This window comes from Bacillus sp. IT-79MI2, from assembly GCF_949768135.1.
GTDB lineage: Bacteria > Bacillota > Bacilli > Bacillales > Bacillaceae_G > Bacillus_A > Bacillus_A pseudomycoides.
In genome coordinates this window covers 1-12,222 of sequence record NZ_CATKPV010000033.1, presented here as the reverse complement: position 1 = coordinate 12,222, position 12,222 = coordinate 1, and the positions used below count along the sequence as shown (strand labels likewise).

The following is a 12,222-nucleotide window of genomic DNA, read 5'->3' as shown; positions in this document are numbered from 1 at the left end:
AGTAAAATAATAGCAATTGAACAAAAAACATTCGCCACTACCTATTCCATACTGCCCCCTCTTATTTATCAAACATTACTCTTCTTCATCTTTATTGGTTTTAACGATTTGATTGACGTTTTTAATGTGAAAGTTAATAACGTAAATTACCTCATCGCGGTTCACTAATGTAACGTATTCTTCATTTACATCACTTAATAAACCTTCTACGCTTTCTGGACCACCGCGATTAATTTTGACCCATTTATACTTAAGACTACCTAGTATCTCTTGAAACGTTGCACCATCCGCATAGGATTGCTCAATAAAATAAGGATTTAACTCTATCTCTTTTGCTTTTTTTACAACACCCTTTACATGCTTCTGTTGATAATAAATGACCTCTCCTGTATTTCCTTGCAGAACGAGATAATCATCACCTACTGCCAGCAACACACCTGTACGGCTTTCTGGTCCACCAAGGTTTACTTTTACACCTTGATAAACCAAGCTTTTTATTTGATTTTCAGGAAATATATTTTCCAATTTCATCCCTCCTTCCCCTCTTTTGTTATTATTTGGATCGATTATATCGACTTGATTGTTTTGTTGCTCTTGCTCTTGAATATTGAACATATGCTGTCTGATCGGATTGTTGGTTATTTGACTGATAGTCATCTTCTTCTAGTGCTTGCAGACCATAATTCATACTTTTAATATGGAAATGTGGAATCTGTACAACTTCCTCTTTTACAATTAATGTCACATATTCATAAGAAACATCTTGTAGAATTCCTTCAATCTTTTCTGGGCCGCCGCGGTTAATTTTCACCCAACGATACTTTAAATTTTGAAGCAAACCTTGAAAATCTTCACCTTGTGCAAATGTTGGTAAAACTCCAATGTCTGCAGCAACATCTTTCGCATTTTTTGTAATACTTTTTAGATGTTGAAACTGATAATAGTAAAACGTTCTGTTTTCACTCAATAAAATAAAATGATCCGAATACACTGCGACCACTGTACCTTTTTGAGACTCTGGTCCACCTCGATTCACTCTAACACTCTCTCCAATCAATCCATACAACAAATCACTACTAATCGTGCTCATGAGAAAACCCCTTTCATTGTTTTATAAGTCGTTTGCACTGATAGTATATGTATCTGTACAGGTTACGTTCTCTATGACTGTCCCATTATATAAAAATATGTTTTTAACACGGGGGTACATCTATCCAATATGTATATCTCTGATGTACAAAAGACTAACATGGCTTCTATCAATACCCAGCATGTCATTAGCCGCCATTTATGCACACAATTTTACTATTTCATCATAAAAAAATACCGCTTCAAGATACTTATCCTACAGATCTTGAAACAGTATTTATAAAGTGAAACTTTACTTAGTAGAGGATTTTTCATCCTCCACTAGTATTAGCCCTCACCAATCGGGCTTTTACGGGCAGTTTATTCTCCACCTAGCTTCTTTACTTTTGTTGAAATTAAAGTGGGAATATTACTGCCCACAAATAGCAGGATAAAAATGATTCTGTATCATTTTTCATAGAGTACTACGCTATAGGCCCATGAGTTTTAATCTTCGTCTTTTACATCCATATCCTCTGGAATTGGCTCATTTAATATTTCTTCTACTAACTGTTTATATTTTTCCATTTGCTCTAAATGCGTATTGAACTGTTCTTTATTCAGCAAATATTGCTCACCGTCATACACGGCACGAATTCGTTTTTGCTGAACCAATTCTTCAATGTAAGATTCCGGAAGATTTAAATATTCTGCTGCTTCTTTTACCGTTATATACAATTGTTTCATTCCCTTATTATTTTTTATGTCTACATTATTATAAAAGATTTTTATAAATAAAATAAAAAGATTTTGTAAATACAAATCAAAAAGCAGGTAGATGCATTCCATATATTGTATAATAATATAGTAAGTATTAAAAAATATAGATGGCATTTATCCATTTACACAAAGGAGAGTTAAACATATGGCTACTCGTCACATCATTACAATGTTAGAGCAATCATTACAAACTGAAACAACAAATACTGCTTCTCAGCTTTCTAAAGCTTTACCAAAAAGAATCATTGAACAAACAAAGGCTGCAAATGAAAGCGTAAACTATAATACAATTGGAGAATGGTATAAACATCATTTCATATTTCAACAAGACGATTTTCTTTGGGCTAAATATGCTTACTATGATGCATACTGTGAAGCGTTACAAAACCAGGGGCATCTTACAAAACGTGTACGTCACATACTAGAATCTTTGGCTAGAAAACACGGGAAACAATATATTGCCTCTGTGCAAAATAAGCACTTTCCTGATCAGTACGCACAAGGAACAGCATAATTTTCCTTGTCTATAAAAAATATAAACCCCCAAAAAAGATTTACAAGTCAAATGTTCACGTCTTTTACATGTATTCTCTTCTCAAAATACATGTAAAAGACGTGAACTGAAGAAACCGGTGTAATACAAATCAGAAAAAAGATAGTAACAGATAAACACCCAGCCTACTTCCTTACTTAATAAAGATGGGAAAGTAACTGGGTGTTTATCTATTAAAAAGATACTTATTTCAAATCTCTCATAATTCATTTACATATTCTTCTCTATTTATTTCTTTCCACTCTTTAAACTTCTCAACACTACCCATTATTTCATCATTTGCTTAATAAGTTCTCGGTTACGTTGTTTGAAAACATCATTATGAGAAGAGACCATTCCATATTCACTCGCATCTGGTTGGATAAATTGTTTTGCTTTATTTACAGCGTTTCCAGCATCTTGGAAAGCACCAGCTATTAAGTGCAATTTGCCCTCATGCTTTAAAATATCTCCAGCAGCATATAGCCCTTCTATTGAAGATTCACTGTTCGCACTCCCGGCAATAAAATAATTATCAACGATTTCAACATTTAGTTCACTATTTTCCAATAATGTCATATCACGTTCATACCCATGATTAATAATGACTTCGTCAATAGGTAAATGAGAAACTTCACTTGTTTCATGATTCGTTAACTCAATATATTCAATTGCTTCGTGATTATCATCAGCCATCAACTTTGTAATCGACGTATTAAAGAGACAATCCACTGAACTATTCATAAGCTGAGTAACTTGTGCTTCATGACCAGCTAAGGTATCTTTTCTATATGTTAAATAAACCTTTTTCGCAATGGGCTCTAATTCATTTGCCCAATCGATCGCTGAGTTTCCTCCACCTGAAATAATTACAGTCTTATCTTTAAAACTCTTTAAAGATTTGACAGTATAATTTAAATTTGATACTTCAAACCTCTCTGCACCTTCAATTGCTAACTTTTGTGGTTTTAATATTCCACTTCCAGTAGCTACAATAACTGTTTTTGAAAAATGCTTTTGACCAGAGAAAATTGTTAGCACAAAAACTCCCTCTTCATTCCGAGTGATTGACTCTATCTTTTCATTCAACACTACTTCTGGATGAAATGTTAACCCTTGCTCCACAAGCTGCTCAATTAACTGCGCTCCAGTAACTGGCGGCAGTCCCCCGATATCCCAAATCATTTTTTCTGGATAAACGTGTATCTTTCCACCTAACTGTGGTTGAAATTCAATTATTTTTGTTTTCATCTCTCTTAGTCCACTATAAAACGCTGAATAAAGCCCTGCCGGACCTCCTCCAATCACGGTCACATCAAATAATTCTTCTGGATTCATTTATGTTCACTCCCCAGCTATCAAATACAATTGATTATCATTCTCAATAAAATATAACCTTTTTCCTTCAGGTTTTCAATCAAAATAACTATTGACAATAAAAAAATATAAAATTATATTATTAAAGAATCGATATTGATAATCATTATCGTTTTGTAAACTATTAACAAATTTGTAGGGGAAATAGCGGCTCGTTTATTTATAGATCACTCAAGTATTTTATTATAATAAATCTCGATATCAAGATTTATAAGATTCCTTAACTACTAAGTGCACGACATCTATCCCGTTAGAAAGCTATATAAAAAAGGAGAAAGAAAAAATGAAAAAGTTATTCATTTCACTTACAGTTCTATTCGTACTCGTTATGAGTGCTTGTAGCAACGGTTCGACAGATCAGAAAAACGATTCAAATGCAAAGGGAAGCAAATCAGAAACAATTACATACCAATCTGAGAATGGTAAAGTTGAAGTTCCTGCAAATCCAAAACGCGTTGTTGTACTATCATCATTCGCAGGTAACGTAATGTCTTTAGGTGTAAACCTTGTTGGTGTAGATTCATGGTCTAAAATGAATCCGCGTTTTGAGAATAAATTAAAAGATGTTACAGAAGTATCTGATGAAAATGTTGAAAAAATTATCGAATTAAATCCAGATTTAATCATTGGTTTATCAAACATTAAAAATATCGATAAGTTAAAGAAAATCGCTCCTACTGTAACATTCACATATGGAAAAGTTGACTACTTAACACAACATTTAGAAATCGGTAAACTACTAAATAAAGAAAAAGAAGCAAAAGCTTGGGTTGATGATTTCAAAAAACGTGCTGCTGCTGCAGGAAAAGATATTAAAGCAAAAATTGGTGAAGATACAACCGTTTCTGTTATTGAAAACTTTGACAAACAAATCTATGTATTCGGCGATAACTGGGGCCGTGGAACAGAAATCCTGTATCAAGAAATGAAATTAAAAATGCCGGAAAAAGTAAAAGAAAAAGCGTTAAAAGATGGCTACTATGCATTATCTGCTGAAGTTCTACCTGAGTATGCTGGGGATTACTTAATTATAAGTAAAAACAACGATACGAATAATTCATTCCAAGAAACAGAATCGTACAAAAACATTCCAGCTGTTAAAAACAATAAAGCATTTGAAATAAACGCGAAAGAATTCTATTTTAATGATCCAATCACATTAGATTTCCAACTAGATTTCTTCAAGAAAAGCTTTCTTGGTAAATAACACAACAATGAGGAATTCTTATTTAAAGAATTCCTCTTCCTTTATTCTATGAAAAGAAAAGATGTGAAACTAATGACAAAAGACAATCTACGTTCCACTTCCTTTGTATACAAGCTCATTTTAGGAACCATTGTGTTCTTTATTATATTTATGGCTGCCATGGTATTTGGCGCAGCAGATACCACTATAAAGGATGTATGGATAGCGCTTACTTCTAATGCTAATGGAGAAAAGTTCTCCATTATCCGTGAACTTCGCTTACCACGTGAAATTGCAGCCATTTTTGTTGGAGCTGGGCTCGCTGTTTCTGGTGCGATTATGCAAGGTATAACGCGAAATCCACTCGCTGATCCAGGATTACTCGGGCTAACTGGTGGTGCCAACGCTGCCTTGGCAATTACACTTGCCCTTATTCCTTCTGTAAACTATTTTTATATAATGATTGCTTGTTTTATCGGTGCTGCTATCGGCGCCATTATGGTTTTCGGAATTGGTATGATGAAAAAAGGTGGGCTTTCTCCTCTTCGTATCGTACTTGCTGGTGCCGCGGTTTCAGCATTTTTAGTCGCGATTTCAGAAGGCATCGGGATTTATTTTAAAATCTCACAAGATGTATCCATGTGGACTGCCGGGGGCATAATCGGAACATCATGGAGCCAATTACAGGTCATTGTTCCAGTTATTTCAATCAGTATATTCATTGCAATCTTATTTTCAAAGAAATTGACGATTCTTAGCTTAAGCGAAGAAGTAGCAATAGGACTCGGTCAAAAAATCATCGTCATTAAAATCATTCTTTTTATTGTCATCATTTTACTCGCTGGTGCTTCTGTCGCACTTGTTGGAAACATGGCATTTATCGGTTTAATGATACCTCATATGGTCCGCCCTATTGTCGGACCTGACTATCGATTTGTTATACCGATGTCTGCTATTGCGGGTGCTTCTTTTATGCTATTAGCTGACACACTTGGACGCACAATTAACGCTCCTTATGAAACACCAATAGCTGCCATTGTCGCAATCGTAGGCTTACCATTCTTCCTATTCATCGTACGTAAAGGAGGAAGGTCGTTCTCATGATTCAACAAGCTAAAAAACAACGAGTAATCGTACTTGCCTTACTCCTGCTTATTGCAGCAACCATTACAATTGGAATGGGCTTAGGAGCAGCTTCATTGTCCTATGATAGACTGCTACCTACACTTTTTGGCCAAGGTACATTTAAAGAAGAATTTATTTTATTTTCTCTTCGATTACCACGAATTGTGATTACACTATTAGCTGGTATGGCACTTGCCTTATCAGGAGCTATACTACAAGGTATAACGCGTAATGATCTAGCCGAGCCTGGTATTATCGGTATTAACTCAGGGGCAGGCGTTGCAGTTGCCCTTTTCTTTTTATATTTTCCAATAGACGCAGGCTCATTTGTTTACTTCCTGCCAATTGTGGGATTTATCGGTGCCTTTCTTACAGCTTGTCTCATCTATGTATTTTCATATAGTAAAACTGCTGGGCTTCAGCCAATAAGATTGACACTAACAGGAATTGGATTTGCATTCGCACTTTCTGGAACGATGATTGTTCTCATTTCATCTGCTGAACGTGCAAAAGTAGACTTTATCGCAAAATGGATTGCCGGAAACATTTGGGGAGATGACTGGGTTTTTGTTCTCGCCCTTCTTCCATGGTTAGCTGTACTCATTCCATTTACTCTCTATAAAGCAAATCGCTTAAATCTCCTTGCTTTAAACGAGCATGTAGCAATTGGTGTTGGTGTCGCACTCGAAAAAGAACGCCGCTCACTCCTTATAGTAGCCGTTGCATTAGCAGCTTCTGCCGTTTCAGTCACAGGAGGAATTGCCTTTATCGGACTTATGGCTCCTCACATCGCAAAATCTTTAGTCGGGCCGAGGCATCAATTATTTCTTCCTGTTGCCATTTTAATTGGGGGATGGCTATTGTTACTTGCAGATACAATTGGTCGTCATATTGTAGAGCCAAGTGGAATTCCAGCGGGGATCATGGTTGCTTTGATTGGTGCTCCTTATTTTATGTATTTGTTACTTAAGAAATAAAAATAAAATCCCTTGAGAATCGATTTGTTCTCGAGGGACTTTTTCTATTTATTAATTCTATTGTTGCCCATACCCATCAAACTTCTTCGCCAATCTTGCCATCTCTTCCTCTGGCAACAATTTTGGCTCTCCAATGCACTTCGTTTGATAATAAATTTGCGCGCAAAATTCAATTTCCTCCGCAACAGTAAACGCCATTTTTATATTGTTCCCACCGGCCATTAAGCCGTGATTAGCAAGTAAAACCGCACGGCGATCAATCATTCCTTCAAAAGCCGCTTCTGCTAGTTCCTTTGTTCCGAATGTTTCATACGGCGCACAACGTACATTCGGCCCTGCGAAAGCAATTAAGTAAGATACTGCGGGAAGTTCCCATCCTAATGATGCTATTGTTTTTGCGTAAGGGGAGTGCGTGTGAACAAGTGCGTTGATGTCCTCACGCTTTCTATAATAAATAAGATGCATATCTAGTTCACTAGAAGGCTTTCTATCACCTTCCACAATTTCACCATCTAAATTCAATATAGCTACATCTTCAGGCACTGTTTCAAAATAATCTAAACCACTTGGACTTATTGCAATAAGACCTTGTTCACGATTAAAAATACTAATATTACCCCCAGTCCCCTTTGTTAATCCGCTAGCGATCATTTTCTTTCCATACGCTACAATCTCTTCTCTTTCTTTTTGTAGTAACATATATATACATCCCCCTTGGTGTGAACCTTGTGACGACTAGTTTGCTAGAATAATGGGTGTACCATATTCTTTATAGCTGTTAATACATTCTTGCTGCAGTGGTGTCAACGGTATGAGCTCATCTGTAATAATTTTTGTAATACCCTGTTTATCACAAACCTTATAGAAAGCAACCTTTCCGAGCTTCGTATGATCTGCTAAAACAATGACTTCATTCGATTTACTAAGCATCGCTTAAATATGAAACATCCACGTGCTCCCTTTGTTCAAGCATCTCAATGATTTTATTTCTTCTCTCTACCGGTGAATTAGACATGATAATCGGTCCTCTTTTTAGTTATTTTCTTATATGTCTAATATACATAAGCAATTTTCTATATAAACCCATCCTGATTTTTCAACATATAAGTCGCTACTACGAAGAACAAAAGATGATCGCTACTTGTTTTCTCTCTGTTTTCACTTGGCATGGGGCAGGAAGAGGACCTGACCGCTTCTATGCATGGACAGGCGCTCTCTCCCACCTAAAAAGAAAGGTTTTAAATCGTTTTTCCAATTTGTACTTATATAAAGTGAAATTTCCATTTCCTATCGTGTTTTTTAGGGATAACTCCTTTTTGGTTTTCACATATAAGTTACTGCTATGAAAACAACACATGATCTGCACTCGTTTTCTCTCCCTGTTTTAACTTGGTATGGGGCAGAATGAGGCTCTGGCCGCTTCTATGCATGGACGGACGCTCTCCCCCATCTAAAAAGAAAGGTTTTATATCAGTTTTTCAATTTGTACTTATATATTTCATAATTACTAAAATAACTTTCTTAAATTCTCGGTAAATGGAGCCCTAACAATTCCCTTTTCCGTAATAATTGCTGTTACATTCTCATGCGGTGTTACATCAAACGCTGGATTATATACTTTACTTTCTTTTGGAGCTGAATATTGCCCAAAGCGGTTAATCACTTCAGAAGCATCACGCTCCTCGATTGGAATCTCCTTACCTGTTGGTGTTTTTACATCAATTGTCGGAGTCGGTGCTGCAACATAAAATGGAATGTTATAATATTTCGCTAAAATGGATACACCAAGCGTTCCAATTTTATTTGCCACATCACCGTTTGCCGCTACACGATCGCAGCCAACAATAACTGCATCAATTTTTCCTTGTGACATAACCATTGCCGCCATATTATCCGTAATGACTGTTACATCAATCCCAGCTCGCTGAAGTTCTAGTGCTGTTAACGTAGATCCTTGTAATCTAGGACGTGTCTCATCAGAATAAATCTTTAAATCCCATCCCTTTTCTTTCGCTAGGTACATCGGCGCTGTTGCAGTACCATATTTCGTTGTTGCTAACGCACCTGCATTACAATGCGTTAGTACACCCATGCCATCTTGGAACAATGTTAATGCATATTCCCCAATTTGGCGGTTAATCTCTTCATCTTCTTTATGAATTCCTTTTGCTTCCTCTAATAACCTATTTTTCAAATCAGCGATAGATAAATGGGAATGTTCTTTTGCCGCATTTTCCATTCTCTCAAGTGCCCAAAATAAGTTCACCGCTGTCGGTCGAGATGTCGCTAAGTACGTGTAGACTTTATTTACTTCTTCTATAAATGACTCCACTGAATCTTCGGATGTCTCTTTTACACCTAAATACACACCGTAAGCTGCTGAAACACCAATCGCCGGTGCCCCGCGTACTTTCATTACTTGAATGGCATCCCATACACCCTCAGCTGTTGTAAAAGATTCATAGACTACCTCATTCGGTAATAGAGTTTGATCTAATAAAACTAAAGCATCATCTTTCCACTGAATTGGTATTAATTGCTCTGTCATCATCTTCTCTCCTTACTTTGCACTATGGACAGACTGCTCTTTTAACGTTTGTAAAAAACTAGCGCCTGTTTTATATTCATTTGCTCGTAAAATAAACTTCTTCGCTGCCTGTAAACAAATCCGTTCTGCTCTCGCCCGAGCTTCATCACTTGAAATCGATGTAATATCTTTCACCTTTGCTAATCCAACAATGCGGCGAATCAACTCTAAACCCGTCACAACCGCTGTATCCACTAACACAGATTGCAAATACCAACAATCAAAGCCAGTTTCCTTTGCCATAATCTCTGTTACATGCGTGCTCCACGCTTCTAAAAACTTCTTCTTAAACAAGTCGATTACATCTATAATCGTAGACTCCAGCCAACTCATATAGGTATCTTTTTCCACTCCATCAACCATCGCTACATCTGCATTCACCCAAGCAAATATTAAATTTGCCATCACATTCCCAACGTCATATCCCATCGGACCATAGAAAGCAAATTCTGGATCAATGACCTTTGTAGAATCCTTTCGTACAAACACAGAGCCAGTATGTAAATCACCATGAAGTAGTGCCTGCGCATTCGTCATAAACGAAAACTTAAGCTTCGCTACTTCCATACGAAGTGCTTCATCTCCATATATATGCTCCCGAATCCAACCTTCATTTAACGAAAACAACTCATTGCGCTTGTTATGATCTGTAAATGGCTCCGAGTACACAAGATCCTCTGTAATCTCACATAACTCTGGATTGATATAATTCTTCACAAGTTCCTTTTTCTCCTTATGATTCATCACTACATCAGATGTTAATAAAAGCGTGTTTACCATGAAAGTAGTTAAATCATCCGCAAGCTTTGGAAACATTTGATGGTTAATCAGTGCCGTCCGTAAAATTGTATGGTCTGATAAATCTTCCATCACACAGCAATTCATCATGCTATCAAATAAATATACATCTGGTACAAGCTCAGGTGCCAGCTTCCCCTCTAACTGTAAAACGTTTGATTCAATGCGAATTCGATTCGTAGACAACTTAAACTCATCTGAAATACGCGCCGTATCTCCGGCTTGCTTCACAATGACAGAAGTTCCTTTCCCCTTATCCCAAACACGAAACACATAATTTAAATTGCCATCCCCAATTTCCTTGCACTGCAAATCTTTTGCGTTTTCAAACATTGGTAACTTCTCTTTCACATACTCAATAACATTATTAGCTTCCATTAAAAAATACTCTGTGAACTTAGACATGGTTTCTCCCTCCACACTAAATGTAAGCGTTTTCTAAAAGCCGCAAAAATAATAGATTGAAAGTATTTTTTCAATCTATGTTATATGTTCTTTTTGTATCATATTTTGTTTGAACCGAACATCTAGTTTTTATTATAGCTTGTTGGGGATGGGAGTCAATGTTTTCCTATATGAAAACGAGAAGCTACTTTTGTATTTTAAGAGCTTCTTGCTTCCTTTTTATTTAATACGCTTTATCCCCTATCAATCTTACATAATGAGCAAAGTTCAAATATCCTGTACTTCATTATGTTTTATTTATGATACGATTCACCGTATTTAATTCTAAATACTCACTGACATTTACTATTTATCTTTTTACTCCTTCTAGCTTCTCAATCCATAAATCAAAAACCTCTCGTTCCCATTCCGCTCATACACCCCAGGCAATCTAACTTCCTCTTTCAATTCAAATGCCGTTTGATTCTCTAAGAAAAAGATATAATCTTCCGATGGATAATATAAAATAATCTCTATTTCTCTCTCTACTTCCTCCACCGAAAGCAATATATTATTGATTACATTCATAAACACTTGCACTGAAAATGGATTAAAGAAATAAAATCGATTGTCACGCGGATCAATCTCATATTCTTGCGCTAAGCAGCATTGAAATTGAATTTTATCTTTACTATTTCTCGATTTCTTTGCATAACGTTCTAAATTTCCCATTGCTTCTTTGTAGAACATCTCGTTCATTTCTATTCCAACAGCTGACGCACCACATGCATGATGAATATAGAAATTCAGCCGGCCTTTTCCGCATCCAAAATCAACAACTCGCTCACTGCTGCTTAGTTCATATTGATTAAATAATGTTTCCAATGCGCTATATGGCGTCGGTTCATAACGGTGGTAGTGCAACGACTTGTTGAATCCCTTTTGTTCTCCTACTGTTTTTATATTTAGTACTGCATCATAATATTGTTCGTTCATGTATTCACCCTACTCTCTACAAAAAGAATTTTGATACAATCCAGACTCTTTTCGATTTTCCGTCTTTTATTTTCTACGGAAATGTTCAAAATTACATGCGATCCAATTTTATCATATGAATCAATTTCATAATTTCCAATTCTAATATACCAAGGGTTTTGAGGACACAAAAAGGAGTACCATTCCAAATTCTTGTATAATGCGAATAACGACACCAACCAAAAACAAGAAAAGCAGTTAACTCCCTCTATGCCTATTATATGATTTAGAGCTAATAAGACGATTCCAAACGATTTTTTCTATCTTGACCATCGAACCCCCTATTGAAAGTACTTCAAAATCTTATCTTGATGGCGATGCTATGATCCTTCTAATAGTAAAAGTTATACAAAGAAAAAAGCCTTATCTTAAA

13 protein-coding genes are annotated in these 12,222 nt (G+C 36.2%); 4 read left to right on the top strand and 9 right to left on the bottom strand.

From position 1 onward, the window contains the following. Window positions 1-75: 75 nt before the first annotated feature. From ACM6HU_RS02130 to ACM6HU_RS02120, 3 genes are all read right to left on the bottom strand, one after another. The gene (locus ACM6HU_RS02130) at window positions 76-531 is read right to left on the bottom strand and encodes a hypothetical protein (RefSeq protein ID WP_016112886.1); all 456 of its coding nucleotides are present in this window, start codon (window positions 529-531) and stop codon (window positions 76-78) included. Between the two features lie 22 nt (window positions 532-553). Next, window positions 554-1,090 carry a hypothetical protein gene (locus ACM6HU_RS02125; protein WP_016112885.1) on the bottom strand — a complete coding sequence of 179 codons (537 nt, stop codon included), beginning with the start codon at window positions 1,088-1,090 and terminating at the stop codon, window positions 554-556. A gap of 485 nt (window positions 1,091-1,575) precedes the next feature. Further along, window positions 1,576-1,815, bottom strand: coding sequence for a helix-turn-helix domain-containing protein (locus ACM6HU_RS02120; protein WP_077295014.1), 240 nt, complete (start codon window positions 1,813-1,815; stop codon window positions 1,576-1,578). A gap of 178 nt (window positions 1,816-1,993) precedes the next feature. Here ACM6HU_RS02120 and ACM6HU_RS02115 point away from each other — a divergent pair, with 178 nt between their 5' ends. Then, window positions 1,994-2,362 (top strand): hypothetical protein, encoded by a 369-nt coding sequence (locus ACM6HU_RS02115; protein WP_016112883.1) that lies wholly within the window; start codon window positions 1,994-1,996, stop codon window positions 2,360-2,362. 306 nt (window positions 2,363-2,668) lie between these two features. On the opposite strand, the gene ACM6HU_RS02110 is transcribed toward ACM6HU_RS02115, so the two are convergent. Then, window positions 2,669-3,718, bottom strand: a complete 1,050-nt coding sequence (locus ACM6HU_RS02110; protein ID WP_016112882.1) for an NAD(P)/FAD-dependent oxidoreductase — start codon at window positions 3,716-3,718, stop codon at window positions 2,669-2,671. Window positions 3,719-4,040: 322 nt separating this feature from the next. Between ACM6HU_RS02110 and ACM6HU_RS02105 the strand changes: the two genes are divergently transcribed. Genes ACM6HU_RS02105 through ACM6HU_RS02095 form a run of 3 tightly spaced genes read left to right on the top strand, consistent with a single transcriptional unit; the run spans window position 4,041 to window position 7,045 of the window. Further along, complete coding sequence (locus ACM6HU_RS02105; protein WP_016112881.1) at window positions 4,041-4,964, top strand: iron-hydroxamate ABC transporter substrate-binding protein; 924 nt, start codon at window positions 4,041-4,043, stop codon at window positions 4,962-4,964. Window positions 4,965-5,012: 48 nt separating this feature from the next. Continuing rightward, the gene (locus ACM6HU_RS02100; protein WP_016132325.1) at window positions 5,013-6,047 is read left to right on the top strand and encodes a FecCD family ABC transporter permease; all 1,035 of its coding nucleotides are present in this window, start codon (window positions 5,013-5,015) and stop codon (window positions 6,045-6,047) included. Beyond that, entirely contained in the window at window positions 6,044-7,045 is a 1,002-nt protein-coding gene (locus ACM6HU_RS02095) for a FecCD family ABC transporter permease (RefSeq protein WP_016112879.1), read from the top strand. Before ACM6HU_RS02100 ends, ACM6HU_RS02095 begins: the two co-directional genes overlap by 4 nt. 57 nt (window positions 7,046-7,102) lie before the next feature. On the opposite strand, the gene ACM6HU_RS02090 is transcribed toward ACM6HU_RS02095, so the two are convergent. From ACM6HU_RS02090 to ACM6HU_RS02070, 5 genes are all read right to left on the bottom strand, one after another. After that, window positions 7,103-7,744: an L-fuculose-phosphate aldolase gene (locus ACM6HU_RS02090; RefSeq protein ID WP_016112878.1), complete on the bottom strand. Its 642-nt coding sequence runs from the start codon at window positions 7,742-7,744 to the stop codon at window positions 7,103-7,105. A 36-nt stretch (window positions 7,745-7,780) separates the two neighbouring features. After that, the gene (locus ACM6HU_RS02085) at window positions 7,781-7,975 is read right to left on the bottom strand and encodes a hypothetical protein (RefSeq protein ID WP_033670964.1); all 195 of its coding nucleotides are present in this window, start codon (window positions 7,973-7,975) and stop codon (window positions 7,781-7,783) included. A gap of 577 nt (window positions 7,976-8,552) precedes the next feature. Continuing rightward, complete coding sequence (gene mtnA / locus ACM6HU_RS02080; RefSeq protein WP_139350048.1) at window positions 8,553-9,593, bottom strand: S-methyl-5-thioribose-1-phosphate isomerase; 1,041 nt, start codon at window positions 9,591-9,593, stop codon at window positions 8,553-8,555. Window positions 9,594-9,605: 12 nt separating this feature from the next. Next, entirely contained in the window at window positions 9,606-10,835 is a 1,230-nt protein-coding gene (gene mtnK, locus ACM6HU_RS02075; RefSeq protein ID WP_016112875.1) for an S-methyl-5-thioribose kinase, read from the bottom strand. A 366-nt stretch (window positions 10,836-11,201) separates the two neighbouring features. Further along, window positions 11,202-11,810, bottom strand: coding sequence for a class I SAM-dependent methyltransferase (locus ACM6HU_RS02070; protein ID WP_016112874.1), 609 nt, complete (start codon window positions 11,808-11,810; stop codon window positions 11,202-11,204). Window positions 11,811-12,222: the final 412 nt, after the last annotated feature.